The sequence below is a fragment of the Gordonia sp. LUNF6 genome (assembly GCF_047041125.1).
GTDB classification, from domain to species: Bacteria; Actinomycetota; Actinomycetes; order Mycobacteriales; family Mycobacteriaceae; genus Gordonia; species Gordonia sihwensis.
This window is the reverse complement of record NZ_CP178181.1, coordinates 2,271,651-2,298,173: the sequence shown is the minus strand read 5'-3', so window position 1 is coordinate 2,298,173 and position 26,523 is coordinate 2,271,651. Positions and strand designations below refer to the sequence as shown.

Annotated in this window: 24 protein-coding genes; 12 read left to right on the top strand and 12 right to left on the bottom strand. The window is 68.0% G+C overall.

Annotated elements, in window-relative coordinates:
- Positions 1-100: 100 nt before the first annotated feature.
- The 6 genes from ACK8HH_RS10740 (at position 101) to ACK8HH_RS10715 (ending at position 5,934) form a co-directional block, all read left to right on the top strand.
- Positions 101-1,576 carry a 2-hydroxymuconic semialdehyde dehydrogenase gene (locus tag ACK8HH_RS10740; RefSeq protein ID WP_006895421.1) on the top strand — a complete coding sequence of 492 codons (1,476 nt, stop codon included), beginning with the start codon at positions 101-103 and terminating at the stop codon, positions 1,574-1,576.
- 35 nt (positions 1,577-1,611) lie between these two features.
- Positions 1,612-2,424, top strand: a complete 813-nt coding sequence (locus ACK8HH_RS10735; RefSeq protein WP_412475174.1) for a 2-keto-4-pentenoate hydratase — start codon at positions 1,612-1,614, stop codon at positions 2,422-2,424.
- Positions 2,421-2,849, top strand: coding sequence for a RidA family protein (locus ACK8HH_RS10730; RefSeq protein ID WP_006895424.1), 429 nt, complete (start codon positions 2,421-2,423; stop codon positions 2,847-2,849). Before ACK8HH_RS10735 ends, ACK8HH_RS10730 begins: the two co-directional genes overlap by 4 nt.
- A gap of 33 nt (positions 2,850-2,882) precedes the next feature.
- Positions 2,883-3,404: a 3-hydroxyanthranilate 3,4-dioxygenase gene (locus tag ACK8HH_RS10725; RefSeq protein WP_006895426.1), complete on the top strand. Its 522-nt coding sequence runs from the start codon at positions 2,883-2,885 to the stop codon at positions 3,402-3,404.
- Position 3,405: 1 nt separating this feature from the next.
- Positions 3,406-4,398, top strand: coding sequence for an amidohydrolase family protein (locus ACK8HH_RS10720; RefSeq protein WP_062367746.1), 993 nt, complete (start codon positions 3,406-3,408; stop codon positions 4,396-4,398).
- A 201-nt stretch (positions 4,399-4,599) separates the two neighbouring features.
- Positions 4,600-5,934, top strand: coding sequence for an MFS transporter (locus tag ACK8HH_RS10715; protein ID WP_006895429.1), 1,335 nt, complete (start codon positions 4,600-4,602; stop codon positions 5,932-5,934).
- Positions 5,935-5,994: 60 nt separating this feature from the next.
- Here ACK8HH_RS10715 and ACK8HH_RS10710 read toward each other — a convergent pair whose 3' ends face one another.
- Positions 5,995-6,801 carry an IclR family transcriptional regulator gene (locus ACK8HH_RS10710; RefSeq protein WP_045536798.1) on the bottom strand — a complete coding sequence of 269 codons (807 nt, stop codon included), beginning with the start codon at positions 6,799-6,801 and terminating at the stop codon, positions 5,995-5,997.
- Positions 6,802-6,873: 72 nt separating this feature from the next.
- On the opposite strand from ACK8HH_RS10710, the gene ACK8HH_RS10705 reads away from it, so the two are divergent.
- From ACK8HH_RS10705 to dmpG, 3 genes are read left to right on the top strand one after another with little or no spacing between them, the layout of a single operon-like run.
- Entirely contained in the window at positions 6,874-7,713 is an 840-nt protein-coding gene (locus ACK8HH_RS10705) for a 2-keto-4-pentenoate hydratase (protein ID WP_375003992.1), read from the top strand.
- Positions 7,706-8,671, top strand: a complete 966-nt coding sequence (locus tag ACK8HH_RS10700; protein WP_006895433.1) for an acetaldehyde dehydrogenase (acetylating) — start codon at positions 7,706-7,708, stop codon at positions 8,669-8,671. The genes ACK8HH_RS10705 and ACK8HH_RS10700 overlap by 8 nt, the downstream gene beginning before the upstream one ends.
- Complete coding sequence (dmpG, locus tag ACK8HH_RS10695; RefSeq protein ID WP_006895434.1) at positions 8,668-9,693, top strand: 4-hydroxy-2-oxovalerate aldolase; 1,026 nt, start codon at positions 8,668-8,670, stop codon at positions 9,691-9,693. Before ACK8HH_RS10700 ends, dmpG begins: the two co-directional genes overlap by 4 nt.
- 139 nt (positions 9,694-9,832) lie before the next feature.
- Here the strand turns inward: dmpG and coaE are convergent, their stop codons facing one another.
- Complete coding sequence (gene coaE / locus ACK8HH_RS10690; RefSeq protein WP_197462943.1) at positions 9,833-10,780, bottom strand: dephospho-CoA kinase; 948 nt, start codon at positions 10,778-10,780, stop codon at positions 9,833-9,835.
- A gap of 62 nt (positions 10,781-10,842) precedes the next feature.
- Here coaE and ACK8HH_RS10685 point away from each other — a divergent pair, with 62 nt between their 5' ends.
- Entirely contained in the window at positions 10,843-12,357 is a 1,515-nt protein-coding gene (locus ACK8HH_RS10685; protein WP_062367748.1) for a PQQ-binding-like beta-propeller repeat protein, read from the top strand.
- A 53-nt stretch (positions 12,358-12,410) separates the two neighbouring features.
- Here ACK8HH_RS10685 and ACK8HH_RS10680 read toward each other — a convergent pair whose 3' ends face one another.
- A complete protein-coding gene (locus ACK8HH_RS10680) occupies positions 12,411-12,956 on the bottom strand; it encodes an SWIM zinc finger family protein (protein WP_006895437.1) in 546 nt (181 codons plus the stop codon).
- Entirely contained in the window at positions 12,953-14,644 is a 1,692-nt protein-coding gene (locus tag ACK8HH_RS10675; protein ID WP_412475173.1) for a DEAD/DEAH box helicase, read from the bottom strand. Before ACK8HH_RS10675 ends, ACK8HH_RS10680 begins: the two co-directional genes overlap by 4 nt.
- 157 nt (positions 14,645-14,801) lie before the next feature.
- Here ACK8HH_RS10675 and ACK8HH_RS10670 point away from each other — a divergent pair, with 157 nt between their 5' ends.
- Positions 14,802-15,560, top strand: coding sequence for a TetR/AcrR family transcriptional regulator C-terminal domain-containing protein (locus tag ACK8HH_RS10670; RefSeq protein ID WP_062367750.1), 759 nt, complete (start codon positions 14,802-14,804; stop codon positions 15,558-15,560).
- A gap of 44 nt (positions 15,561-15,604) precedes the next feature.
- On the opposite strand, the gene ACK8HH_RS10665 is transcribed toward ACK8HH_RS10670, so the two are convergent.
- The 8 genes from ACK8HH_RS10665 to ACK8HH_RS10630 form a co-directional block, all read right to left on the bottom strand.
- Positions 15,605-16,366, bottom strand: coding sequence for a hypothetical protein (locus tag ACK8HH_RS10665; RefSeq protein WP_062367751.1), 762 nt, complete (start codon positions 16,364-16,366; stop codon positions 15,605-15,607).
- A 72-nt stretch (positions 16,367-16,438) separates the two neighbouring features.
- Positions 16,439-16,960 carry a DUF402 domain-containing protein gene (locus ACK8HH_RS10660; protein WP_062367752.1) on the bottom strand — a complete coding sequence of 174 codons (522 nt, stop codon included), beginning with the start codon at positions 16,958-16,960 and terminating at the stop codon, positions 16,439-16,441.
- A gap of 47 nt (positions 16,961-17,007) precedes the next feature.
- A complete protein-coding gene (locus tag ACK8HH_RS10655) occupies positions 17,008-18,252 on the bottom strand; it encodes a PucR family transcriptional regulator (protein WP_062367753.1) in 1,245 nt (414 codons plus the stop codon).
- Positions 18,249-19,685, bottom strand: a complete 1,437-nt coding sequence (locus ACK8HH_RS10650) for a phytoene desaturase family protein (protein WP_062367754.1) — start codon at positions 19,683-19,685, stop codon at positions 18,249-18,251. Before ACK8HH_RS10650 ends, ACK8HH_RS10655 begins: the two co-directional genes overlap by 4 nt.
- A complete protein-coding gene (locus ACK8HH_RS10645; RefSeq protein ID WP_412475172.1) occupies positions 19,685-21,598 on the bottom strand; it encodes a DUF3556 domain-containing protein in 1,914 nt (637 codons plus the stop codon). The genes ACK8HH_RS10650 and ACK8HH_RS10645 overlap by 1 nt, the downstream gene beginning before the upstream one ends.
- Before the next feature lie 109 nt (positions 21,599-21,707).
- Complete coding sequence (locus ACK8HH_RS10640) at positions 21,708-23,162, bottom strand: class I adenylate-forming enzyme family protein (protein ID WP_278123912.1); 1,455 nt, start codon at positions 23,160-23,162, stop codon at positions 21,708-21,710.
- 121 nt (positions 23,163-23,283) lie between these two features.
- Positions 23,284-23,730, bottom strand: a complete 447-nt coding sequence (locus tag ACK8HH_RS10635) for a ubiquinol-cytochrome c reductase iron-sulfur subunit (protein ID WP_006895449.1) — start codon at positions 23,728-23,730, stop codon at positions 23,284-23,286.
- A 68-nt stretch (positions 23,731-23,798) separates the two neighbouring features.
- On the bottom strand, positions 23,799-24,242 hold the full coding sequence (locus tag ACK8HH_RS10630; protein ID WP_278123910.1) for a VOC family protein: 444 nt from the start codon (positions 24,240-24,242) through the stop codon (positions 23,799-23,801).
- Between the two features lie 124 nt (positions 24,243-24,366).
- On the opposite strand from ACK8HH_RS10630, the gene uvrB reads away from it, so the two are divergent.
- The gene (gene uvrB / locus ACK8HH_RS10625; protein ID WP_039867008.1) at positions 24,367-26,520 is read left to right on the top strand and encodes an excinuclease ABC subunit UvrB; all 2,154 of its coding nucleotides are present in this window, start codon (positions 24,367-24,369) and stop codon (positions 26,518-26,520) included.
- Positions 26,521-26,523: the final 3 nt, after the last annotated feature.

Below are 26,523 nucleotides of genomic sequence, written 5' to 3'. Positions count from 1 at the left end.
CCGGTCGGCGGTTGTGACCATCTCCGTTATGACTATTTCGGTATGTGAGTGATTCCGCTAGGTATTTGAACCACATGGCGATGCGGATCACAGTGGATTCATGACCGCACCCCACCCCGAATGGATTCGCAACTACGTCGACGGCGCATTCCTCGACCCCGATCCGGCGTCGGCGTTCGACGCGGTCGACCCCGCCACCGGCACCGCGTACGCCAGGGTTCACGAGGCCGGAGCCGAGATCGTCGACCGTGCCGTCGGTTCGGCGCGACGTGCGCTGGCCGCCGGCTGGGCCGACCGGCCGGTCGCAGATCGGGCCCGGATCCTCCGTCGTGCCGCCGACCTGATCGAACAGCGCTTCGACGACTTCGTCGCCGCAGAGCTCGCCGACACCGGCAAGCCGGTGACACAGGCGCGTGCCCTCGACGTCGCCCGCGCTCCGATGAACTTCCGCGCGTACGCCGACCTGGTGTCGAGCGCCGGCGAGCAGTCGTACCTGACCGACACCGCCGACGGTCGCCGAGCCCTGAACTACACGGTCCGCAAACCGCTCGGCGTGATCGCGATCATCGTCCCCTGGAACCTCCCGCTCCTGCTCCTCACCTGGAAAGTCGCACCGGCGCTCGCCTGCGGGAACGCGGTGGTGGTGAAGCCGAGCGAGGACACTCCCGCCACCGCCTCGCTGCTGGCCGAAGTGCTCGCGGAAGCCGGTCTGCCGCGCGGTGTGTACAACGTGGTCCACGGTTTCGGCGCCGATTCGGCCGGGGCGTTCCTGACCGAGCATCCCGGAATCGACGGTGTCACCTTCACCGGATCGTCGGCCACCGGCAGTCACGTCATGCGGACGGTGGCGCCGCGGGTGCGGCCGGTCTCGCTGGAGCTCGGCGGCAAGAACGCGGCGATCGTCTTCGATGACGCGGACGTCGACGAGGCGGTCAAGGGACTGAGCCGGTCGATCTTCACCAACACCGGCCAGGTGTGTCTGTGCACCGAGCGCGTATACGTTCAGCGGCGGATCTTCGACGAGGTGGTGGCCGGCCTGGCGACCGAGGCCGCCTCGCTGCGGCTGGGAGATCCGTTCGACGAGGCGACGACGACCGGCCCGCTCATCTCAGAGAAGCACCGGAGGAAGGTCCTGAGCTACTTCGACCTCGCCCGCGCGGAAGGCGCCGATGTGGTGTGCGGGGGCCGGGTCCCGGACGTGGGAGAGCACCTCGACGGGGGTTCGTGGATCGCGCCGACGCTGTGGACGGGCGTCGACAACAGCAGTCGCGTGATGCGCGAGGAGATCTTCGGCCCGGTGGCCGGTCTGGTCCCGTTCGACACCGAGGAGGAGGCGATCGCACTCGCCAACGACACCGAGTACGGGCTCGCGTCGGTTGTCTGGACCGACGATCTGCGTCGCGGTCACCGCGTCGCCGCGCGGATGAACGTCGGGCTCTCGTGGGTCAACACCTGGTACCTGCGTGATCTGCGAGCCCCGTTCGGCGGCGTCGGGCTCTCCGGCATCGGCCGCGAGGGCGGAGAATCCTCGCTGCACTTCTACACCGAACCGACCAACGTCTGCCTGCAACTGTGACCACCACACCTCCGTCCGAAGCGAAAGGACCGCATATGCACACCACCGACGACGAGGCGGCCGCGCTGGCCGGCCGTCTCGACCACGCCCAGACCGGATGTCGAGAGACCCCGAGCATCGAACGTGATCCCGCGGTCGGTACCGCCTTCGACGTCGACCTCGCATATCGGGTGCAGGAAGAACTGATCGGGCTGCGAACGGCGCGCGGCGAGAGCGTGGTCGGAGTGAAACTCGGGTTCACCAGCAAGGCCAAGATGGCGCAGATGGGCGTCTCCGACGTCATCGTGGGCCGGCTCACCGACGCGATGACCGTCGCGAACGGCGGCACGGTGGACCTCGGGAAGTTCATCCACCCGAAGGCGGAGCCGGAGGTGGCGTATCTGCTCTCGCGCGATGTGCGCCTCGACGACCCGAACGAGGACATCCTCGACGCGGTCTCGGCGATCGCTCCGGCGGTGGAGGTCATCGACTCGCGTTATCTGGACTTCGCCTTCACCTACGCCGACGTGGTGGCCGACAACACCTCGGCGGCCGGATATGCGATCGGGGAGTGGTCGCCGCTGTGCGACGCGGCGGACCTCGACGTGACCCTGCGCGTCGGCGCCGACTCGGTGCACGGTTCCACCGCCGCGATCCTCGGCGATCCGGCTCGGGCCCTGCTCGCGCTCCTCGACATGTGCCGGCGGCGGCGCATTCCGCTCGAGGCCGGCCACGTGATACTCGCCGGCGCAGCGACCGCCGCGCTGCCGCTCACCGCCTCCACGCCCGACGGCACGGACGTGCAGTGCACCGTCGAAGGACTCGGAACGGTGTCCTTCACGGCAGTCGGAGAGGCGGCCCGCCGATGAGCGCCGCCGGCGCCGAGGCGCTCGTCGTCAGCGGAAAAGCCACCCCTCGAGGACGATTCCCGCACGTGAAGACGGTCGGCGATCTGATCTTCGTCTCCGGCACCAGCTCGCGCCGTCCGGACAACACGTTCGTCGGCGTCGAGGTTGACGAGATGGGCACCGCCTCCCTCGACATCGAGGCGCAGACGCGAGCGGTGATCGAGAACATCCGCGACATCCTCGCCGAGGTCGGCGCCGGACTCGACGACCTCTGTCAGGTCACGGCCTACCTCGTGTCGATGAACGATTTCGGCGCCTACAACCGCGTCTACGGCGAGTACTTCGACGAGAACGGTCCCACGCGGACCACCGTCGCGGTGCACCAGCTCCCGCATCCGCACCTGCTCATCGAGATCCAGGCGATCGCACATCGCCGGCGGCCGTGACTCGGCCACCCACTCACAACCCCAGGAGTTCCCATGACGACCATTCCGCCCGTCATCGATTTCCAGCGCTGGATCGACGACAACCGCCATCTGCTCAAGCCGCCGGTGAACAACCAGATGATGGCGCTCGGAGACGACTTCATCATTCAGGTGGTCGGCGGCCCCAACGAGCGCTACGACTACCACTACGAGCCGTACGAGGAGTGGTTCTACCAACTCCGCGGCGACATCCACGTCAACCTGATGACCGAGGACGGGCCGCGACGGGTCGATGTCCGGGAAGGGGAGACGTGGCTGATGCCTGCGAACATTCCGCATTCGCCGCAGCGGCCAGACCCCGATTCGATCGGTCTGGTGATCGAGCGGGTCCGCAAGGAGGGCACGCTGGAGAAATTCCAGTGGTATTGCCTGGAATGCCACACCAAGCTGCACGAGGTGGAGTTGCAGGTGCGCGACCTCGTCGAGGACATGCCTCCGGTCTTCGACTCCTTCGGTTCCGATGAGCAGGCCAGGACCTGCCGTGAATGCGGCGCCCTCCATCCGGGGAAGGGCTGAAGTGAGCGACATCATCGACGTCCACACCCACTATGTGCCGAAGGGATGGCCCGACCTGCGCGACGTCGCCGGTCCCGAAGCGCCGTGGCTGCGTGTGGAGTCCGAACGCGAGGCGATGATGATGACCGGCGACGTCGAGTTCCGCCGGATCCAGTCCGACGCGTGGGATCCGGAGGTGCGCCTGCGCGATATGGACGCGGACGGGGTGGCGACCCAGGTGGTCTCGCCGACGCCGGTGTTCTTCAATTACGCGAGGACCGGTGAACAGGCCGCGCGGATCTCCGCGGTGTTCAACGATCTGGCACTCGAGATCGTCGACGCGGCCGGCGAACGGATGATCCCGTTCTGTCAGGTGCCGCTGCAGGATCCCGATCTCGCATGCGAGGAACTCGACCGGTGCCTCGCCAACGGGCACCGCGGCGTCGAGATCGGCAACCACGTCGGCGATCGTGATCTGGACGACGAAGGCGTCGTCACCTTTCTGCAGCACTGCGCCGACCGCGACGTCCCCGTCTTCGTTCACCCGTGGGACATGGCGGGATCGCCGCGACTGGACCGCTGGATGGCGCAATGGCTGGTGGGGATGCCCGCCGAGTCGCATCTGTCGATTCTGGCGATGATCCTCGGCGGCACCTTCGACCGAGTGGACGAGCGACTCAAGATCGCCTTCGCGCACGGCGGCGGCTCGTTCGCCTTCTGGCTCGGTCGGATGGAGAACGCCTGGCATCGGCGCCACGATGTCATCGGCACCTCCGAATATCCGCCGTCGCACTATCTCGGACGGTTCTACGTCGATTCGGTGGTCTTCGACGAACGCGCGTTGCGGCTGCTGGTCGACACGATCGGGCGCGACCGGGTGCTGGTGGGCAGCGACTACCCCTATCCGCTCGGAGAGCGGCCGGTCGGCGAAGTGGTGCGAAAGAGCGAATTCCTGGATTCGACCACCCGATCGCTGATCACACACGGGAACGCCGAGCGTTTCCTGGGACTCTGAGTCTCCCCGCACCGGAGCCGGGCGGTGTCCGGCCGCCAGGTGGTGCGCCGACGGCCCGCTCCATCCCTATGCCCGCCGGGGCATCGGTACCGCGGGGAAAGGCATTTCTCACGCGCCGCCGTATGCCGTCTTCTGAATGTGACCCCGATTACTGATCGTTCGTCGGCGTCGTCACCTCACACCCATGAAAGGCCGATATCGATGTTCACCCGATCCTCCGACAAGGCACTGAGCGATCAGCAGGCGCGACGCCGGGTCGCCTCGGCGATGCTCGTCGGCACCACTCTCGAGTGGTACGACTTCTTCCTCTACGGCACAGCTGCCGCATTGATCTTCAACAAACAGTTCTTCCCGTCGTTGAGTCCCGCCGCAGGCACGCTCGCGGCCTTCAGCACGTTCGCCGTCGGCTTCGTCGCGCGTCCGCTCGGTGGCCTCGTCTTCGGTCACTTCGGCGACCGGGTCGGACGGCGGAACACGCTCATCGTCTCGCTCCTGATGATGGGTGCGGCCTCGACGCTGATCGGCGTGGTGCCCAACTACGGGTCCATCGGAGTGTGGGCGCCGGTACTGCTGGTGCTGCTTCGCGTGGTCCAGGGACTCGGTCTCGGCGGCGAGGGTGCCGGCGCCACGCTGATGTCGATGGAGCACGCGCCCGCAGGCAAGCGGAACCTCTACGCGGGTTTCCCGCAGATGGGCACTCCCGCCGGACTGGTCCTGGCGAACGTCGTCTTCCTGACCACCAATGCGGTGATGCCGTCCGGAGCCTTCGACGCGTGGGGCTGGCGGATCCCGTTCCTGCTCAGCGCGGTGCTTGTGGTGATCGGTCTGGTGATCCGCCTGCACGTCGAGGAGTCGCCCTCGTTCAGCCGGGTCGTCAGTCACCGGGCCGTCGAGCGGTTCCCGCTGCGAGAGGCGATGCGCGTGGGTGTCGGGCGGATGGCACTGACGCTCGGCGTGATGATCGCGAACTCGGCGGTGGCCTACGTGTTCATGGTCTTCACCCTCTCGTACGGCACCGAGCACCTCGATTACAGCCGTTCCTTCCTCATCGTCTGCGTCTCGGTCGCGGCCGTGATCTGGTTCGCGACCATCCCGTTCTGGACTCGGATCGCCGACCGCAGCGGCCGGCGCTCCATGTTCGTCGGAGGGTCGGTCGCGCTGCTGATCTGGTGTCTGGTCTTCCTGCCGATGCTCGGCACGGGCAGTGCGGTGATCACCGCCGCGGCGTTCCTCGGGATGGGCGTCATCGTGCCGATCACGCACAGCGTCCAGGGCGCGATCATCGCCGACACCTTCCCGGCCGCCGTCCGCTACTCGGGAACTTCGCTGATCCTGCAGGTCGGCGCGATTCTGGGCGGGGGACTGGCACCGATCATCTCTTCGGCGCTGGTCGGGGAGTCCGGTGGCGCCGCCGGCGTCACCGCGTATCTCGCCGTTGTCTGCCTGCTCAGCCTGGTGTGCGCGGTGGTTCTGTTCGCTCGGGTGCCGGAGCCGGAACCCGCTGCGGCGGCCGCCGCCGAAGGTGCGACCGTGTGACGACTCGCGACACTCCGGCGACGAGGCGGGGCGGCCGATTCGATCGGCCGCCCCGCCTCGTCAACGCAGCGTGCGTCGACGGTCGAGGGTGGACGCGATCCCGGTCGCTGCGGCGCGGACCGCGTCGGTGTGCGCCTCGGGCCGGTACCGCGTGAGCGGGCCGGTCACGCTGACCGCGGCCACCACGGTGTTGTTCGCGACGTCCAGGATCGGCGCCGCAACGCACGCAATTCCGGGAGCCGACTCCTCGTACTCGAAGGCCGCTCCGGATTCGCGGATGGCATCGAGTTGGCGCGCCAGGATGCCCGGCGCGACGATCGTTCGCGGGGTGCGGCGGGGGAGCGGTCCGGCGAGGACGCTCTGCTGCAGAGCGGGATCCGAGTGCGCCAAGAGTGCCTTGCCGATCCCCGTGCAGTGCAACGGCATCCGGCCGCCTGTGCGCGAGGGCGCGCTGGCCTGACGGTGACCGCCGATCTTCGCCACGTAGACCACCTCGTGGCCGTCGAGGACACCCAGGTGCACGGTCTCCCGGGTTCGCCCGTAGAGGTCCTGGAGGAAGGGCATCGCGATCTCCAGCAGACTGCGTTCCACCGACGCGAGCATCCCGAGTTCGAACAGGCCGCCGGACAGTCGGTACCCGTCGTCGGTCCGGTCGAGGAGCCGGACCCCGACGAGTTCACCGGCCAGCCGATGCACCGTCGCCTTGTGCAGACCGGTGCGGCGCACCAGTTCGGCGAGGCTCAGTTCGTTGTCGTCGACAGTGAAGGCCCGGAGGATGGTCACCACTTTGCCGACGACGGTGGCGCGGTCCACGGCGTGCTCGCCGTCGCCCGGATCCGACGGTTTCGAGGGCGTCGTTCTGGCCATGCGGACGACACTACCGCCTCCGTCTCGCTCAGCGAGACGACGCTCTTCTCTTCGGGCGGCACAGCGGTGAGCATGGTCACCATGACCGAGACCACCGAACGCGAGCCGGCGCAGAATCCGGTCGCCGAAGACCAGGCCGCGCAGCGGCTGCTCACCGCCCTCCAGACCAGACAGGCGTGCACTCCGGTGCGCGACCTGATCGGACCCACGGATCTGGCCGCGGCCTACCGCGTCCAGGAACGGCTGACCGCGGGCCGGGTGTCCGGCGGTGCGACGATCGTCGGCCGCAAGATCGGCCTCACCTCTGCGGCCGTTCAAGACCAGATGGGCGTCGACCAGCCCGACTTCGGCGTCCTCTTCGACGACATGGCGTACGGCGACGGCGAGGTGGTTCCGATCGACCGGCTGCTGCAGCCCAAGGCCGAGGCGGAGGTCGCTTTCGTCTTGAAGAAGGATCTCGCCGACGGTCCGCTCGACATCGAACAGATCCGCGATGCGATCGACTACGGCGTCGCCGCACTGGAGGTCTGCGACAGCCGCATCGACGGCTGGGACATCGCATTCGCCGACACGGTCGCCGACAACGCCTCCTCGGGGGTCTACGTCCTCGGCACCGACCGCAGGACGCTCGACGAGTTCCGTCCCGTCGACGTCGGCATGTCGATGCTCGTCAACGGCGAGGAGGTCTCGACCGGTGAGGGCGCGGCCTGCCTCGGAGACCCGCTCAACGCCGTCGCCTGGTTGGCCCGGGCCGCCCGCGACTTCGGCGAACCCCTGCGCGCGGGTCAGGTGATCCTGTCCGGAGCGCTCGGCCCCATGCGCCCGATTCAACCCGGAGACGAGGTGACCGTCGTGATCGACGGCCTCGGATCGGTGAAAGCCCGTTTCAGTGAAGGGAACTCCCATGAGTAAGACGTCAGGCGGCAAGACGAAGGTCGCCATCATCGGCTCCGGCAACATCGGGACCGATCTGATGATCAAGGTGCTGCGGACCGCCAAGCACCTCGAGATGGGTGCGATGGTCGGCATCGATCCCGACTCCGACGGCCTGGCCCGCGCCCAGCGCCTCGGCGTGCCCACCACGCACGAAGGCGTCGAGGGTCTCGTCGCGATGCCGAACTTCGACGAGATCGAGATCGTCTTCGACGCCACCTCGGCCAAAGCCCACGAGCACAATGCGTCGATCCTGCAGCCGCTGGGCAAGCGGTTGATCGACCTGACGCCGGCGGCCATCGGACCGTACGTGGTGCCGGCGGTGAACATCGGCGACCATCTCGATGCGCAGAACGTCAACATGGTGACCTGCGGCGGGCAGGCGACCATCCCGATCGTCGCCGCGGTGTCCCGCGTGGCGCCGGTCGCCTACGCCGAGATCGTCGCGTCCATCGCGTCCAAGTCGGCCGGACCCGGCACCCGCGCCAACATCGACGAGTTCACCGAGACCACGTCGGCGGCCATCGAGCAGGTCGGCGGGGCCCGCAACGGCAAGGCCATCATCATCCTGAACCCGGCCGAGCCGCCGCTGATCATGCGCGACACCGTGTATGCGCTGGTCGATGCGCCGGACCTGGACACTCAGGAGCGGATCCGCAATTCTGTCGAGAAGATGGTCGCGGACGTCTCCGCATACGTCCCGGGGTACCGACTGAAGCAGAAGGTGCAGATCAACCCGATCGCCGAGGGGTCGCCGGTTCAGACGCTGATGACCCAGGAGCCGGAGTCGGCTCCCACCCACCAGGTGTCGGTCTTCCTCGAAGTCGAGGGTGCCGCGCACTATCTGCCGGCCTATGCCGGGAACCTCGACATCATGACGTCCGCGGGCCTGCAGTACGCGGAGCGGATCGCAGCGCTGAAGGAGTCCAACGCATGAGCACCCCCATCTTCGTCCAGGACGTCACGCTGCGTGACGGCATGCATGCCATCCGCCATCAGATCAGCACCGACGACGTCAAGCGCATCGTCTCTGCGCTCGACGAGGCCGGCGTCGACGCCATCGAGGTGGCGCACGGCGACGGTCTGGCGGGCGGCTCGGTGAACTACGGGCCCGGTTCCAACACCGACTGGGAGTGGATCGAGGCCGCGGCGAGTGTTCTGAAGAACGCACGGCTCACCACTCTGCTGCTGCCGGGCGTGGGCACTGTCGAGGAACTGAAGCACGCATGGGATCTCGGCGTCCGGTCGGTCCGCATCGCGACGCACTGCACCGAGGCCGACGTCTCCGCACAGCACATCGCCGCGGCGCGGGAGATCGGCATGGACGTCTCGGGCTTCCTGATGCTCTCGCACATGTCGACCCCCGAGAAGCTGGCGGAGCAGGCCAAGCTGATGGAGAGCTACGGCGCGCACTGCGTGTACATCACCGATTCGGGCGGACGCCTGACGATGAACGACGTGGTCGCGCGAGTGAAGGCCTACCGGGCCGTGCTGAATCCGGAGACCGAGATCGGCATCCACGCTCACGAGAACCTCTCGCTGTCGGTCGCCAACTCGGTGGTCGCGGTCGAGAACGGCGTCTACCGCGTCGACGCCTCGCTGGCCGGCCACGGTGCCGGAGCGGGCAACTGCCCGATCGAGCCCTTCGTCGCCGTCGCGAATCTGTCGGGCTTCGAGCACCGCTGCGACCTGAACAAGCTGGAGGACGCGGCCGACGACATCGTCCGGCCACTGCAGGACCGCCCGGTCCGCGTCGACCGCGAGACGCTGACGCTCGGTTACGCCGGCGTGTACTCGTCGTTCCTGCGTCACGCCGAGGCCGCGGCCAAACGGTACGACCTCGACGTGCGCGACATCCTCACCGTGTGCGGTGAACGGCGTCTGGTCGGTGGCCAGGAGGACATGATCGTCGACATCGCCCTCACTCTGGTGGCGGAGCGCGACGGCGAGGTCGCCTAGCATCTCGCTCAATTCGACGAAGCCCGCGCGGTCACCGACTGCGCGGGCTTCGTCGTGCCGAGCGGATACCGGCCCCTGTCTGGCGTCGTCGGCGCTGATTCGACGGGCGATCGGAGTCTGACGTCCGCCACGCGAACCGCTACGCCGACGGCGCTACCGGACACACGTGCACGCGGACCGGACGCGCCGGATCGGCGCTGGCGTGCAGGCGTTCGTCCTCGGACGACGACAGCCGCGGGAACCCGCCGTCGGCGAGTGCGTCCGCGAGCGAATCCGCGGATCCGAGGTCGGCGACCGTCACCCGGATATCGATCACCGGTGGCGCCGACTGCCCGACGACGGCGGTCGGGCCGACGTGCTCGACCGCCGTCGCTCCGGCCCCGACCAGCGCCCATACGCGGTTCACGACGCGGCGTCCCAATACGGCCCACCAAGGGTCGTACTCCTGTGGCCGTGTCGGCAGCTCGGCACAGACGCGGCCGGCAACGTTGTCGCGCAACGGAATCAATCGCTCGTTCCAGACGCGCAGAGCCTGAGCCGCGAGCTCGTCCGGGGTCCCCGAGTTATCGAGCCAGATGTCGGCGACGTCTCGACGCTGGTCGTCCGTCGCCTGCGCCGCGATTCGGGACCGCGCGTCTTCGGGATCCATGCCGCGCAGGTTCACCAGGCGGTCCAGCCGGACGTCCGCATCCGCGTGCACCACGGCGACCACGTGATAGAACGGCGCCATGTTCCCTTCGACGAGGAGCGGGACGTCGTGAAGGATGATCGCGTCGGCGGGCGCCGCGTCGGTGAGCTCCTGGGTCCGCGCGCCGATCAATGGATGCGTGATCGAGTTCAGGAGCTTGCGACTGTCGTCGTCGACGAATGCACGCGCCGCGAGGGCCGGACGGTCGAGAGCGCCGTCGGCGTCGAGGATCTCCGGTCCGAAGGCGTCGACGAGCTGAGCCAGACCCGGCGTGCCGGGCTCCACCACCTCGCGGGCGATGCGGTCGGCGTCGACGTGATACGCGCCGTGTTCGATGAAGGTCTTGGCAACCGTCGATTTGCCGGCGCCGATGCCGCCGGTGAGTCCCACTCTGATCACGAGTCCCAGTGTGTCAGACCATCGGTCACCGCAACGTACGGCGTGATGGTTGAATCGGCGATATGCCGCCACTGTCGCATCGGAGTGTTCTGCCCGTCGTCGTAGTTCTCCTGATGATCGTCGAGGTGGTCGTGGTCGGCGTCGTGTTGTGGCCGCGCGGAGACGACGATCTCGAGTACGGGCCGGGACCGATTGCGCTGCAGTCCATGCCGTCGGCGCCGGGTGAACGGTGGAAGCTGACTGCGGAAGACGTCCTGGGAGCTGACGAACCCGCCGATGAACGTGCGTCGATCTCGATCAAGGCGCAGTCGGATGATGTGGTGGTGGTCGTCGGCGCTGCCGAGCCGCACGCGCGTACGACGACGTTGGCGGCGGTCGACGTGCAGTCGGGGAAGGTGCTGTGGAGTCGACGCGAGGCGGGTCACTGGGCCGACTGCGCCGTCGGAGACGGCCCGACGCTGGCATGTACGAAGAACGTCCGATTGAGCGGCGACGTCGTGGCTCGCGTCTCCTTCTTCGACCTGGCCTCGGGTGCCGAGCGCGTCGTGCAGACCGTCCGCGTCCACGGGACGCCCAGCATCGTGTCGGTCGATGACGGATTCGTCGTTGCGGTGCCCAGGGATTCAGGCGTCGGACTCCGCGAGGAGGGCCCGGTCCCCGACAGGGGTGCTGCCACCGTGGACCGGAGACCGTTGATCACGCGATTCGAGCCGACGGGGCAGCGTTCGTGGTCGGTCAACGGGTCGACCGGAGAGCGCACCGTGCGGTCGGTGATCGGCTCCAGGGTGATCGTGATGGAGTCCGACGACGGTGCCGTCTCCTTCTACCGGGCCGACACCGGCACCCTGGTCCACCGTGAACCGACGTCGATGGCCCCGAGCTGTGGCGCGCCGGACGAGGTCACCGGAATGATGGTGTGCACGTCGATCGTCGGGCAGCCGTCGAGACCGAACTACTTGCTCTATGAAGGTGGATTCGCGGTCGACCCGGCGGGCGGGAGTCCGGTGACCGTGACGTACGACGAGACCGGGCGGCGGACCGGTCGATTAATCGGGTGGCGGCTGGCCGAGGGCGCAGATTTTCCGCGCGAGCGACCGCTCGTCGACCCCGAGTCGATCCCCGTCGTCTCCGGGCGCAAGGTCGGCGTCGTCACCGCTGACACTGGCGCGCTGCGCTGGACCCGAGCGGTCACAGGCGACGGCATCGCAAAGGTCCGCGCCCTCGACGAACGACACGTGGCGGTCGGAACGAGCGAGTTCGGGCCCGGCGATGCGTACTCGGAGACCTGGCGGCTCATCGATGCCGCCACCGGCGAGTCCGGTGGAACCGTCACGTCGAACTTCGGGGCATGGCTGTTCGGGTTCGACGGTCGGCGACTGCTGTTCGCCGGCGACCCGGCTGAGCACCAGCGGCCCAATGCTCCACGACTGACGGCGTTCGACGGCGAGAACGGAAGCAGGCGGTGGACCATCGACCCGGCAGACCGGGATGCCGGTTGGCAGCAAGTCGGGCGCGTTCTCTACTCGGTCGGCTCGACCGGCTACGGACCCGGCTGGATCGCCCGCTACGCCTCCTGACCGGTGTCGCGCAATCGTGAACCGATCCGCCACGCGACCGGCGGGGCCGCGCCTCACCCGTAGAACGTCGCCGGATCCAGTGCGGACAGCGGCGTCCACGGGCCGATGCGGTCGTCCGCAGGCACCTCGCCGTCGAGAGCGTCGCCGAAGCCTCGCAGCGACAACGCCAGCCGGGGATCCTCGTCGACCAGGCGAATCGTCTCGTAGAGCAGCGCGAGGACGTGCACGCAGCGCGGTGACCGCGCGCGACACGAGCAGTCGACCACTGCGAGTTCCGGCGGTCGCGGGCCGAGTGCGGCGTGGACCTCGTCGGTCAACGCGGATGGGCCGGGTGTGGCACCGACCAGGTCAGCGACCGCACGCGCCGCGTCCCGTCCCATCGGAGCGAACTCGAGATACGCGACGGACGCCGCATCGCCTGCGACGACGGTGCCGCGGATCAGACGTCCCTCCACGTGCACGTCGTTCATCGCATTGCGCGCCATGCGCCTCGCTCTCGGCAGGGCGGGCTCCGGCCTGGTGACGTGGGTCGGCTCCGCGATCCGGAGGAAGTCCCGGCCCCAGACGGTGAATCCGAACTCTGTGCTACTGGTACTCATGCGGTCTCCTCTCGGTTCCGGCGCAGGACTTCGATCAGCCGTTCGTCGGAGAGCTCGGTGAGAACCGCGAGCGCGCCGGCGTCGGCGTCGAGGTCCAGCGCGGCCTTCTTCCGGTGCATCGTGGCAATGTGCTCCTCCAGCGTTCCGGCCGTGGTCAGCGTGGTGACGGTGACGATGCGATCCTGGCCGATCCGGTGCACCCGGTCGGTCGCCTGAGCTTCGACCGCGGGGTTCCACCATCGATCGAAGTGAACGACGTCGGCCGCGCGGGTGAGGGTGAGACCGGTGCCGGCGGCCTTGAGGCTCGCGACGAGAACGCCGCAACCCGCGCCCGACTGATACTCGTCGACGATCCGGTCGCGTTCAGTCCGCGTGAGCCCGCCGTGCAGGAAGGGAACCCGCGTTCCGAGGAGGTCGCCGAAATGAGCGGCGAGCAGTTCACCGGTCTGGCGGTACTGCGTGAACACGACGGTTGGCGAACCGTTCTCGACGTTGGTACCGACGATCTCCGCGGCGACGTCGAGCTTTCCCGAACGACCCTCCACACGACCGGTGACCGGTCCGGAAGCGATCAGACCCGGATGATTGCAGACCTGCTTGAGCCGGGTCAGGGCCGCCAGGATCGCGCCGCGTCGCGCCATCCCGGCTCCGAATCCCTCTGCCTCGGCGCGGTCGAGGATCGCGTCGTAGATCCTGCCCTGTTCCTCGGTGAGGTCGCACTGCACGTCCGTCTCGATCTTGGGTCCGAGGTTAGCGGCGACCTCGCTCTTGGTGCGTCGCAGAATGTGTCCCGAGATCGCATCGTGCAGACGGTGCTTGGCCGTGGCCGAGCCGTTCTGGATCGGCAGCGTGTAGCGGCGGCGGAAGAGCGCGCGGTTGCCGAAGGCGCTGGGCGCGACCAGGTTCAGCACCGACCAGAGTTCGTCGAGATTGTTCTCGATCGGCGTCCCGGTGAGCGCGATCCGTGCGTCGGCGGTGATCGCCCGCGCGGCGCGCGAGACCTGGGTCCGGCTGTTCTTGAGCGCCTGCGCTTCGTCGAATACGGCGGTGGCCCATCTCACTGCGGCGAGTGCGCCGGTGTGACGGCGAAGGGTGGGATACCCGGTCACGACAACGGTGCGGTCGCCGGGCGGTGGCAGTTCGCCACCGCGGAAGTCGGTGGCCTCCAGACCGGGAGTCCAGCGGCGTATCTCGCGAATCCAGTTCGTCACGAGGCCGGTGGGACACACCACCAGCGCCGGCCCGTGGCCGGCGCGGGCCAGGTGAGCGATGGTCTGCAACGTCTTGCCCAGCCCCATCTCGTCGGCGAGGATGCCGCCGCCCTCCGCGCATACCTCGGCGAGCCAGGTGACGCCGCGCAGCTGGTAGGCGCGCAGGTCCGCGGTGAGCAGGGGCCGGAGCGACTCGGCCGCGGCGAGGGTGTCGACGAAGACCGCACGAGCGTAGGCGGCCGAGGTCGCGGCGTCACCGGTCGCGTTCAGGACCGCGTGCGCGGCGGGAGGCAACTCGACGTCCGCGTCCGGGTCGGCAGCGATGCGCGACCAGGCCTGCGCCGACGGGGTCTGGCAGGCGGGCAGGCGGTCGGCGTCGACGATCCGGCAGGCGACGTTCGAGGGGACGAGGCCTGCCGTGGGCCCGTGCCCGGAGGGCAGCGGAATGCGAAGGGTATGCGTTCGCCCTGCGGACACCGAAGGCGCCCACAGTGCGAACGCATGCCGGTCGGTCAGATAGGTGGCGTGCAGGGGTACGTTCTGCCTGGTCAGAATGTCTCCTCCGAGAACCTGTGGGGATGGCGTACGATGTACGGAAGTGATACCGTACGCCTTACGGAGAGGATTGTCGAGGATGGCGGACGAGACCGAGAACGTGCGGCGCACCGTCGAACTGCTGTGGCGGGCACCGAGTGATGTTCAGGTCCGGCCGGGACCGCGGCAGCGCACCACCGTTGAGGCGGTGGTGCGGGCGGCGGTGGCGATCGCCGATGCGAACGGGCTGGCGCAGCTGTCGATGCGGGTGCTCGCCGCGGACGTCGGACTCAAGCCGATGGGGCTCTACACGTATGTGCCGAACCGGGAGATTCTGCTGGCTCTGATGGTCGACGCGGTGGCGGTCGAAGACACCGCGATCGACACGAGCGCGACTATCGACGCAGTGCTGCGGGCGGTTGCCGATCAGTACCGTGACGAGATCCTCCGGCATCCGTGGCTGCTCGACGTCCCTGCGTGGCGCCCGGTCCCGGGACCGGGCTCCTCGCATAGATACGAGGTCCAGCTCTCCGCCGTCGCGGCGGCCGGGGCCAGGTCGGGGAAGCACTTCGGCGATGTGGAGCTGGACGCGGTGATCGCTTCGCTGCGAGCCTTCGCCATCGGCAATGCCCGCTCGCGGATCGACCAGATGGTGACGTACGCGAACTCGGGAATGACCGACGAACAGTGGTGGGAGACGGCCGGGCCATTGCTCGCCGATGCGATGCCCGAGGGGCGGTATCCGATCTCGTCCCGGGTCGGCACCGCCGTGGGCGAGGAGTTCGCCGGCCCGGGAAACGCCGACCACGCATACGAGTTCGGCCTCACCCGACTGATCGCCGGCATCATCCGCGGATGAGTGCGGGTGCGCGATCGGTCGGATGAGGCCGGTGCCGGGACGGGCTACTTCCAGCCGTACCCGTCGCCCTGAATCTCGGCGCAGAAGCCGATCCGGCGCGCCGGATCGGTCTGCACCTCGTAGGTGAACGCCTTCTGCTTCTCGGAATCGGTGCAGTTCGGCACGTTCGCGGACTCGGCCCGCTCGGTGATCTTGTATCGGGCGGTCAGGCTCGACGAGGGCGTCGAACAGGCGACGGTCTTGAGGTCGGCGCCGATCGAGATGGTCGATTCCTCGTAGCACGTGCCCACCCGGTAGTTCGGGATCAGGCACATCACCTTGTCTGCTGCGCCGGTGCCGTATTCGTACACGTAGTAGTTGTAGTGGCCGGCTTCGCATGCCGCCTGGGAGTCCAGTTTGGCGCCGACGATGTACGAGACCGAGCTCGTGTCGGCGCAGTCGATGGCGGCGGTCGTCACATCGGTGGTCGATCCGTCCACCGTGATGCACGAACCGATGGGGCTCGAGTCGACGCTCGTCCCGCTGTCCTTGTCCTTCAGGATCGTCGCAGCTACGGCTCCGGCGATCACCACTGCGAGGAGGATGACGGCGACGATGACGACGCGTCGGATCCCGTTCTTCTTCGGCGGCGGCGGCGGATAGCCCGGCGTGCCGGGGACGGGAGCGAACCCGCCGACGGGCGCTTGCGGCTGCGGGTAAGGCTGTCCGTACTGAGGATACGGTTGAGGCTGAGGTTCGGGCTGCGGATACGGCGCAGGTTGTCGGCCGGCCGGCTCGGGCTGGTGGGGCGGGGTGGGAGGCGTCATCGACGGCGGACTTCCTGTGAGGCAGATGAGAACCGTAGGGGAGTCTGTCACACGTTCGCCCGATACCGGCGATCAGGCTCGATCGAGCCATTCGAGTGGTGTACCCGCCTGCGCGTCGAGCCACGACTGCACATCTCCCGAGGTCGTCGCGCCGATCAGCGCCGTCGTCGCGATCCGCACGGCGTCTTCGGCCTGTGCGGTGGTCAGGAACCCGGCGGCATGCGCGTCGAACAATTCGTCCACGTCGATCAGCGCGAGCGGTTCGCCCGGAACGTCTACGAGATCCAGATACCAGTCGACCGCGTGCCAGCGGCTCGCCTCGTCGGGACCGGAGAACTCGCCGATATCGAGATACAGGCGTTGCCCCGGGCGGTGGCCGGCCACGAAGTGGAAGATGTTGGCGCGCAGTCCGAGAGACGGCAGCAGCCAGCTCTCCAGATGAGTGAAGCGCGGATGGTCGGCGGTGCGCGACATGTACAGCCCGAAGTCGGTGACGCGGTAGTCGAGCACCTCGCGCACGACGCCCTTGTTATCGGTGTTCGTCATCGCGGGGACGTCGAAGACCTCGCGCTTGGGCGGATGCAGATCGGCCATGCGCCCAGCTTGTCACAGCGACGGACGGCCGGCGGTGCGGAACGGCGTCATCGTGCGATGAGCACCATCGGGCCGAGGAACTCGCACGCGGTCAGCGCCAACCCCACGTCTAGCCGGTCGTGGTCCGGCCCGACGGTCGCCAGCGCCTTGTCGATGCGGTACTTGACGCTGTTCCGGTGGAGGCTGAGCCGTTCGGCGGTCCGCACGTGACTGTCGCCCGTCGCGAGAAAGACGGCCAGGGTTTCCCGCAGCGACGCGGCCGACGGGCTGTCTTCCGCTAGGTCGCCGAGGACTTCGCGGACCCACGGCCGCGTGTGCTCGATGTCGCGTTCCAGCATCGCCGCCAGCGCGATCCCGCGATCCCCGAAGCCGGTCACCTGGCCGGTCGGGCTGTCCGGCAGATGCGCGACGGTGAATGCGGCGCGCGACTGCTCGTGACTCCGGCAGAATCCGGCGGTCCCCGGCGCAGCGTCGCCGAACGCCATCCGCACACCCTCCGGCAGTGAGGCGGTCCGCAGGGCGGCGACGGCGTCCACGCCGCGCGCACGGTCCGCCAGGGGCACCCACGCCCAGAGGGTGGAGGCGTCGACCGGAGCGATGAGCGCCGGTGCCGCCGACCCGATTCCGGCGAAGACTCGGCGCGCCACCCGATCGAGGTCCGCCAGTTCCAGGGACGCGCGTTCGGTGAGCCACAGGATGATCGCGCGATGCACCCGATCGAGGCGGTAACCGGTCTCGCGTTCGAATGTGGCCGCGCCGGCTTCGGGAGCCGCGAGGAGATTGTGCACCGTCGAGGACAGAACGGTGCCCTGCGTCCCGATCCACCTGCGCCGTTCGTCCTCGTACACTTCGAACACCGCGGCGGTGATCCAGTCGATGTAGCGATACAGCACGGTCGAGACGTACTCGGTCAGCTCGACGGTCTCGGCCGCACCCAGGTGCTGGTCGGCGATGAGTCGGTAGCAGCGCTGCTGAACCAGGTTCTGGCCCATGTGGTAGGCCCGGACCAGCGCGTTCGACGGAATGTCGCGCTGAGCCAGACGCAGCGCGTATTCGACGGCCGCGGTCGGCGGCTGCAGATGAGCCAGCGGAATGTCGTTGGTCAGGATGTGGACGATGTTGGTCACGTTGGCGTGGACACTGGCCTCGAGCATCTCGACCAGCACCGGATCGGTGTCGAGCGGTGCGATCCCGCGCGCCAGTGCCTCGGCGACGACGTCCGAGAGTGCCAGGTGTCCGGCGCCGAGCGCTCGGCCGACCTCCGCGGCCCGGGCACGGACGATCTCGGTCACCGTCGTCGCCCGTCGCCCGCCCGTCGCAGATGCCGCAACGCCGACCCGGCCGCGTGATAGCCGCACAGACCGTGGACGCCGGGGCCGGGCGGTGTGGACTGCGAGCACAGGAACACCCCGTCCACACCGGTCGAGTACGGATCCAACGCTGCCCTGGGACGAAACAGGAGCTGCAGGCCGTCATTGGCCCCGCCCATGATGTCGCCTTCGGCGTAATTACGGTTGTACGCGGCCATCTGGGGGACCGTCGTGGTCTTCATGTCCACAATGGTGTCGCGGAATCCGGGCGCGAACCGCTCGATCTGCGAGATCACTTGCTGCGTCGCGTCGCCGGAGTAACCGGCCGGAACGTGCGCGTACGACCAGATCGGATTGATCCCCGCCGAACTGCGCGTCGGATCGGCGATGTATTGCTGTCCGACCAGGACGAACGGCCGGTCGGGCAGGACTCCCCGGTCACGGAGCTTCTCGGCGCGCCTGATCTCCTCGAAGGTCCCGCCCAGATGGACCGTGCCCGCACGTCCGCAGTCCTTATCGCGCCACGGGATGTCGCCGCGAATCGCGAAATCGACCTTGAACGCGGCGGCACCGACCCGGTACCTGCGGTAAGCGCGCCGGATACGCGGCGGCATCCGGTCTCCGTAGAGCCGTTCGGCCTGTGCGGGAGAGAGGTCTAGCAGCACGACATCGGCGGCGGGGATCTGATCGCGGGACGTGATGGTGACACCGGTCTCGATCGTGCCGCCGTGATCGGCCAGGGCGGCCGCGACCGCGGCGATGATGGAGCCGGAGCCGCCTTCGGCCACCGGCCAGCCGTATCGGTGCCCGCTCGCAGCGATCATCAAGCCCAGCGAGGCGGTCAGCGGTCGGTCGAAGTCGGTGTACACGTGGGCGGCGATGCCGCCGTAGAGTGCACGCCCGGCGGGGGTGCGAAACAGCCTGGCCATCACTGACACCGGGAGCAGCGCCCGCGGGCCGAAGGCCGCGAGTTCGAACGGGTGGACGGGTGCATGGGCGATCGGCCGCAGCAGATCGTGTCCGAGATCGTCGAAGTTCCTGGCGAGATCCCCGAGGGCGGCGCGCCAACGGCGCCCGTCGGCGCCCAGCCCGTCCGCGGTCTCGGTGATCGACCGGAACAGCAGCGCGGTCTCACCGGAGTCGAGGGGATGGGCGCAGTCGATCTCGGGCCGGCGCCATCGTAAGCCGTAGCGGCCGAGATCGATCTCCCTCCAGAACGGCGAACCCACCCCCATCGGATGAAACGCCGAGCACAGGTCGTGGATCACACCCGGCACCAGCGACTCCGCCGAGCGAGCACCCCCGCCGACGGTGTCCGCGGCTTCGAGAACCTGGACCTTCACGCCGTTGCGTGCGAGCTGCAGCCCGGCGGCGAGCCCGTTGGGCCCGCCGCCGACGATGACCGCGGTGGACATCAGACGGTCTCCGCCGCAGGCGTATCCGTCTCCGCCGGCGTGTCCGTCTTCGCGACTGTCTCCGTCTCCGTCGAAGTGCGGGGTCCGGCTTGATGATTCACGGTCTCAGCCTGGTCGACGCTGGTATAGGCGTCAATGCCCGGATGCGGGCTCGCGAACTCGCGACGCCAGGTCACCTCCACCGGGATCGGGCCGTGCGGCAGCCACGGCTGTTCGTTCACCGCGTCGCGGACCCGCCACCGGCCGCGCTCCACGACACCGAGTGCGGCGTCGATGATCAGATAGTCCTGGGTTCCACGGTGGATGGGCTGGGACTCGGCCCACACCACGGTGAACTCGCCCGGTGCGAATCCACAGCGACGTTGCAGGGCGGCGATCATCTTGGTGTCGTGGAGATGGCCGTCACCGAAGTTGAACGCGACCAGCGAGTTGCAGGAGAACTCGGCTTCGCGCAGGTCGTAGGTGTTCATCCGGTCGTCGCCGAGATGCCGCTGCATCAGCGACAGCAGGCCGCGGCCCTGGCTGTGCATCGATCGCCAGGCGAGCATCTGGTGCATCACCACGTCGGCGACCTCGTCCGGGAACGTCGCCGTGAGCTGCGTCTTCGTGTTGAGCGAGGAGCGCACCACGTGGCGGTTGAGCTTCTCCTCGGCGCCGGGCGCGAAGGCCCAGGTGGCCGCCGCCCAGTTGCCTGCGTACTGCCGCATCGACGGGAGGAAGGAGACGAGGTCGGGGCGCAGATTGCCGAGGACCGGGAATACCAGCAGCGCCACCGCGATCAGCACGATCAGCCAGGGTGAGCCGGTGTCGGACAGGGCGTAGCCGTCCCATGCCGGAAAGCCGAGGAACAGGAAGACCGCGCTGTAGGCGAAGAGGATGTTCCACTCGAGCGGGACCGCCAGCGGGAACGTCGAGAAGATGAACAGATGGAAGCAGACCATCAGGACCACGGCCGCCGCGGTGAGTGTCCGATCGGCTGAGAACAGCAGGACCAGGGGAGTGGCGATCTCGACGACGGTGCCGAGTACGTGGCCGAGCAACCCGGCGATCTTCGACGGACGCAGGTCGTCGGGGAACGAGCGATAGTTGAGGCGTTTGACCGACTTCAGGGCGAGCCACGGCGTGTTCGACATCATCGGCCCGATCACCATGGAGAAGTGCTTGCCCATCTTCGAGACGCCGGCACCGACCCACACCACCACGATGAGCAGTTTGAGCGCGAGGATCATGTCGACGAAGGGCAGGAAGGCGAAGAAGGCCACCGCAGGCAGATACTGCTCTGATCGCGCCGCGATGAACGGCGCCTTGTCCCGCAGCCCCAGGATCACCATCATCGCGAGGTAGGGATAGAGCACGGCCGGATCCACGAGACCGTGATTGCCCGGCACCAGAGCGTCGAGCCGGCTCCCGTGCACGGTGGGCAGGAACAGTGCCACGACGAGGTTCACGACGATCGCCGCGTAGAGCGCGACGTCGAAGAGGGTTCGGGAGTCACCCTTGGTGAAGGGAACTCTGTCCGGCCACGGTGGCAGCCGGATGGTCCGGGGCCGGAGCCAGAACAGCGCGCCGCCGGTCATCGGCTTGAAGTGCCCGGCCAGCGGTCCCCACGAGCCGCCGACGCCCAGCGTCTCGACGAGGAGTGTCCAGAGGACCAGCTTCTGATACACCACCGGCTGGTTCCACCACTCCGAGACGGCCAGCGGCGAGTGGCCCGAGCTCAGCGTGGCGATCGTGACGCCGACACCGATGTAGAGGATGAGGACTTTGGCGAGGTAGATGAGGTGAACCGCCTTCTGCGTACCGAAGCCGTACTCGGCCCAGTGCGTGCTGAGCACGCGCAGGCGGTCCAGCAGCGGTCGCCGGCGGAAGGTCGCCGGATCGACCGGCGGGAAGTCGGGTTGCGTGAGACCCATGGTTGGTCACTCCAATCGTGTAGGGAGAGAGCGGAGAGCAGGTGTTCGCCGGACAGGGGGTATCGCGCCGCGGCGTGCGCGGCGTGCGGGAAGTCGGGGTGCGAGAGCGTCAGCTGGAGACGAGCCCGCGACGGAGGGCGGGCTTGTCGATCTTGCCGACCGGGTTGCGGGGGAGTTCGGTGACGATGTGGACGGCGTCGGGGAGTTTGACCCGCGCCAGCCGCCCGGCGAGGTGCGCGGTGATCTCATGGGAGTCCACGGTGGCGCCGGGATGGCGGACGACGTAGGCGACGGGCACTTCTCCGTACAGGCTGTCCGGTGCGCCGACGACGGCGCACTCGAGGACGTCCGGGTGCGTCGCGAGCGCCGCCTCGATCTCCTTCGGATACAGGTTCTCGCCGCCGCGGATGATCATGTCCTTGATGCGGTCGACCACGGTGAGGTAGCCGTCGGCGTCGAGGCGTCCGACGTCACCGGTGTGCAGCCGCCCGTCGACGAGGACGTCAGCGGTCGCGCCGGGCCGGCCGAGGTAGCCGAGCATCACCGCCGGACCGCTGATCACGATCTCGCCCGTCTCGCCTGCGGGCAGCGCGCGGCCCTCGGCGTCCACGACGGCGATCGTCTGGCCGGGCAGGGCGGGTCCCACCGTGCCGAGCCGGCGTTCGCCGCGCAGCGGATTGCAGGCGCTGGCGCATGTGGCTTCGGTGAGTCCGTAGCCCTCGAGGATCGGGAACGCGAACCGCGACTGGACCAGCGTGAGGAGCTCTCGCGAGATCGGAGCCGCACCGCAGATCGCGACTCGGATCGAGGACATGTCGGCGTCGGCGGAGTCGGAGGAGGACGCGAGGAGCGCGTAGACGGTGGGGACACCGGAGAAGTACGTGGGCCGCAGGCGACGCACGTCGTCGAAGAACCTGCTCACGGAGAACCGTCCGGTGATGCTGACCTGAGCGCCTGCGAGGAACGGTGAGAGGACGGACACGCAGATCGCGTTCACGTGGAAGAGCGGCAGAATGAGGAGGGCGTGATCGGCGGCCGTCAGTTCCAGCAACCGCACCATCGACGTCGCCATGAAGTGCAGGTTGGCGTGGGTCAGCTGCACGCCCTTGGGGCGCCCGGTGGACCCGGATGTGTAGATCAGCAGGGCCACCGCATCACGCGGCGGGGCCGCAGGCGCGATCCACCCGGAACTCGGTTCGAGGGCGAGGTCCTCCACGTCGAGGACGGGCCGGTCGCCGACGGCACGGTCGGCGACCACGACTCTCGCGCCGGCATCGTCGAGCTGATGGGTGGACTCCTCGTCGGTGAACGCCGGATTGACCGGCGTCGCGGTCGCGCCGAGCCGCCACGCGGCGGCCATCACCACGATCAGTTCCGCACGATTCGGCAGCATCGCGGCCACGACGTCGCCCGCGACGACGCCGCGTGCGGCGAGTTGTTCTGCGCAAGCGTCGACCCGAGTCGCGAACGCCGCATACGAGTGTTCGTGGCGGTCGTCTCGAATGCACGGTGCCTCGCCTCGAACGGCATTGTCCCAGGGGAAGTACGACGCGGTCGGAGTCACGTGGGTCACCTTTCATTGATGTTGTGAGAGACAACACTAGAAAGGTGTTCGTGGGCGGGCTACGGCCTGCGAAGCCAGAATTCGCGGCGGTGATTGTGCACTGAGCACAAGGCCCGCGGCGTCACTGCCGGATGATGTTGGAACCGTCGACTCGCACCGAGACCTTGCTGAGCGGCCGGTCGGCGGGGCCGTTCGCGACGGTGCCGTCGAGGTGGAACTTACTGCCGTGGCACGGGCAGTCGATGGTGCCGTCGCTGACTCCGGAGAGGGTGCAGCCCGCATGCGTGCACGTAGCGTTGAACGCTTGGTAATCGCCCGCTCTCGGCTGGGTGATCACCACGTCACCGGCGATCACCCCACCGCCGACGGGGACGTCGGAGACGGTGGCCAGCGTGCCGGCCGGGGCTCCGGACGGCGGGGTCACGCCCGCCGGAGCGGACTCGCGCGAACCGCACGCGCTCAGCGCGACGCCGAGAGTCAGGGCTCCGGCGGTGGCACCCGCGCCCGCGACAAAGGTCCGGCGCGAGACGCCCGCGGGGCTGGTTGAGGTCGGGGTGTCAGAAGACATGGCTGGTCGGTCCCTTCGGTAGCGAGTCGATGCGGATTCATCATCGCGCAGCCCGAGTGCCGGTGCGGTCAGACGCCGCGGATGGTTCCGTCGTCGTCGACGGAGAAGGCCGGGTTCCATACGAAGTCCCACCGGAAGCCGTCCGGGTCGGCGACGCATGCGCTGGTGCCGCCCCACTCCCGAGCCGTCGGCGGGTTGATCGCTGACGCGCCGGCGGCGACGGCCGCGTCGAACATGCGCCGCACGGTGGCGGCGTCGCCGACGTTGTGTCCGAGCGACATCGGCGGGGCGAGCTCGCCGTGACCCACAGCGCCGTACTCGCCGGGCATGGAGGAGACGTTCCACAGTGCGAGCATCAAGCCGGGGCCGATCTGCAGGAACGTGATCTCGCCGGGGATCGAGTTCAGGACGCGGAAGCCGAGTCCATCGGCATAGAACGTCGTCGACCGCTCGACGTCGCGGACGCCGAGAGTGATCGCGCTGACGGGAGGTGGAACGGCGGGAACTGTCATGGCGACCTCCGAGGACCGATTGGCTGTACGGCGATTCTGCACCAGGGGTCGGACATCGACTACCCCTCCAGGGCGCCCTCGTTTCGATCCGGCCCATGTCAGACCACGCGTCTACCCTGGTGTCATGGCATTCCCAGCGGAGAAACCGGTGATCGCGCACTCGGAGTTCCGGCCGATCGGAGAGATCGAGCGTACCGACGCGAAGTTCGAGGTCGTCAGCGAATACGAGCCGGCGGGCGACCAGCCGACCGCGATCGCAGACCTGGAGCGACGGCTCAAGGCCGGTGAACGCGACATCGTCCTGCTCGGTGCCACCGGCACGGGCAAGTCGGCGACCACCGCGTGGCTCATCGAGCGCGTGCAGCGGCCCACCCTGGTAATGGCGCCCAACAAGACGCTTGCCGCTCAGCTCGCGAACGAGTTGCGAGAGATGTTGCCGCACAACGCCGTCGAGTACTTCGTCTCGTACTACGACTACTACCAGCCCGAGGCGTACATCGCGCAGACGGACACCTACATCGAGAAGGACAGCTCGATCAACGACGACGTGGAGCGGCTCCGGCACGCGGCCACGTCGAGTCTGCTGTCGCGCCGAGACGTGGTGGTGGTCGCGTCCGTGTCCTGCATCTACGGCCTGGGGACGCCGCAGTCGTACCTCGACCGCTCGGTGGAACTGTCCGTCGGCGACTCGATCGACCGCGACGCGCTGCTGCGGCTGCTGGTCGACGTCCAGTACACGCGGAACGACGTCGCGTTCACCCGTGGCGGGTTCCGCGTACGGGGCGATACCGTCGAGATCATCCCCTCGTATGAGGAGCTCGCGGTCCGGATCGAGTTCTTCGGCGACGAGGTCGACGCGCTCTATTATCTGCATCCGCTGACCGGTGAGGTGGTGCGCAAGGTCGACTCGCTGAGAATCTTTCCCGCGACCCACTACGTCGCCGGTCCGGAACGGATGGCGGTCGCGATGGCGAGCATCGAGAAGGAACTCGAGGAGCGGCTCGCCGACCTCGAGGCCAAGGGCAAGCTGCTCGAAGCGCAACGACTGCGGATGCGGACCACGTACGACCTCGAGATGATGCGTCAGGTCGGCTTCTGCTCGGGTATCGAGAACTACTCGCGCCATATCGACGGCCGCGGACCGGGGACCGCCCCGGCGACCCTGCTCGACTACTTCCCGGACGACTTCCTCCTGGTGATCGACGAGTCTCATGTGACTGTCCCGCAGATCGGCGCGATGTATGAGGGCGACATGTCCCGCAAGCGCAATCTGGTCGAATACGGGTTCCGTCTGCCGTCCGCCGTCGACAACCGTCCGCTCACGTGGGACGAGTTCGTCGACCGAGTCGGACAGACCGTGTATCTGTCCGCCACGCCGGGACCCTACGAGCTCGGCCAGTCCGGAGGCGAGTTCGTCGAGCAGGTCATCCGACCGACCGGCCTGCTCGATCCGCAGATCGTGGTGAAGCCGACCAAGGGACAGATCGACGATCTGGTGCACGAGATCCGCGAACGCACCGACCGCCAGGAACGGGTGCTGGTCACCACCCTCACCAAGAAGATGGCCGAAGACCTCACCGACTACCTGCTCGAACTCGGCATCCGGGTGCGCTACCTGCATTCGGAGGTCGACACCCTCAGGCGCGTGGAGTTGCTCAGACAGCTGCGCACCGGTGAATACGACGTGCTCGTCGGCATCAACCTGCTCCGTGAGGGCCTCGACCTTCCGGAGGTCTCGTTGGTCGCGATTCTCGACGCGGACAAGGAGGGCTTCCTACGCAGCACCACATCGCTGATCCAGACCATCGGTCGCGCCGCCCGAAACGTCTCGGGCGAGGTCCACATGTACGCCGACAAGATCACCGATTCGATGGCGAATGCGATCGAGGAGACCGACCGGCGTCGTGCCAAGCAGATCGCCTACAACGAGGAGAAGGGGGTCGACCCGCAGCCGCTGCGGAAGAAGATCGCCGACATCCTCGACCAGGTGTACGCGGAGGCCGAGGACGCGGTGGAGATCGGCGGCTCAGGACGCAACGCCAGTCGAGGGCGACGCGCGCAGGGCGAAGTGTCGAAGGTCGCAACCTCGGGGGTCATCGAGAATCGGGACACATCGGCCATGCCCCGCGCGGAACTGGCCGATCTGGTGCAACAACTCACCGAGCAGATGATGAATGCGGCCCGTGATCTGCAGTTCGAGTTGGCGGCACGCCTGCGTGACGAGATCGCAGATCTCAAGAAGGAACTGCGCGGAATGGACGCCGCAGGGATCAAGTGACGC

Bases quoted from the DNA above. Each gene is read 5' to 3' on its own strand.
- ACK8HH_RS10740 (WP_006895421.1), top strand. From the start codon at position 101: ATGACCGCACCCCACCCCGAATGGATTCGCAACTACGTCGACGGCGCA.
- ACK8HH_RS10735 (WP_412475174.1), top strand. From the start codon at position 1,612: ATGCACACCACCGACGACGAGGCGGCCGCGCTGGCCGGCCGTCTCGAC.
- ACK8HH_RS10730 (WP_006895424.1), top strand. From the start codon at position 2,421: ATGAGCGCCGCCGGCGCCGAGGCGCTCGTCGTCAGCGGAAAAGCCACC.
- ACK8HH_RS10725 (WP_006895426.1), top strand. From the start codon at position 2,883: ATGACGACCATTCCGCCCGTCATCGATTTCCAGCGCTGGATCGACGAC.
- ACK8HH_RS10715 (WP_006895429.1), top strand. From the start codon at position 4,600: ATGTTCACCCGATCCTCCGACAAGGCACTGAGCGATCAGCAGGCGCGA.
- ACK8HH_RS10710 (WP_045536798.1), bottom strand. From the start codon at position 6,801: ATGGCCAGAACGACGCCCTCGAAACCGTCGGATCCGGGCGACGGCGAG.
- ACK8HH_RS10705 (WP_375003992.1), top strand. From the start codon at position 6,874: ATGGTCACCATGACCGAGACCACCGAACGCGAGCCGGCGCAGAATCCG.
- ACK8HH_RS10700 (WP_006895433.1), top strand. From the start codon at position 7,706: ATGAGTAAGACGTCAGGCGGCAAGACGAAGGTCGCCATCATCGGCTCC.
- dmpG (WP_006895434.1), top strand. From the start codon at position 8,668: ATGAGCACCCCCATCTTCGTCCAGGACGTCACGCTGCGTGACGGCATG.
- ACK8HH_RS10685 (WP_062367748.1), top strand. From the start codon at position 10,843: ATGCCGCCACTGTCGCATCGGAGTGTTCTGCCCGTCGTCGTAGTTCTC.
- ACK8HH_RS10680 (WP_006895437.1), bottom strand. From the start codon at position 12,956: ATGAGTACCAGTAGCACAGAGTTCGGATTCACCGTCTGGGGCCGGGAC.
- ACK8HH_RS10670 (WP_062367750.1), top strand. From the start codon at position 14,802: ATGGCGGACGAGACCGAGAACGTGCGGCGCACCGTCGAACTGCTGTGG.
- ACK8HH_RS10665 (WP_062367751.1), bottom strand. From the start codon at position 16,366: ATGACGCCTCCCACCCCGCCCCACCAGCCCGAGCCGGCCGGCCGACAA.
- ACK8HH_RS10660 (WP_062367752.1), bottom strand. From the start codon at position 16,960: ATGGCCGATCTGCATCCGCCCAAGCGCGAGGTCTTCGACGTCCCCGCG.
- ACK8HH_RS10650 (WP_062367754.1), bottom strand. From the start codon at position 19,685: ATGTCCACCGCGGTCATCGTCGGCGGCGGGCCCAACGGGCTCGCCGCC.
- ACK8HH_RS10645 (WP_412475172.1), bottom strand. From the start codon at position 21,598: ATGGGTCTCACGCAACCCGACTTCCCGCCGGTCGATCCGGCGACCTTC.
- ACK8HH_RS10635 (WP_006895449.1), bottom strand. From the start codon at position 23,730: ATGTCTTCTGACACCCCGACCTCAACCAGCCCCGCGGGCGTCTCGCGC.
- ACK8HH_RS10630 (WP_278123910.1), bottom strand. From the start codon at position 24,242: ATGACAGTTCCCGCCGTTCCACCTCCCGTCAGCGCGATCACTCTCGGC.
- uvrB (WP_039867008.1), top strand. From the start codon at position 24,367: ATGGCATTCCCAGCGGAGAAACCGGTGATCGCGCACTCGGAGTTCCGG.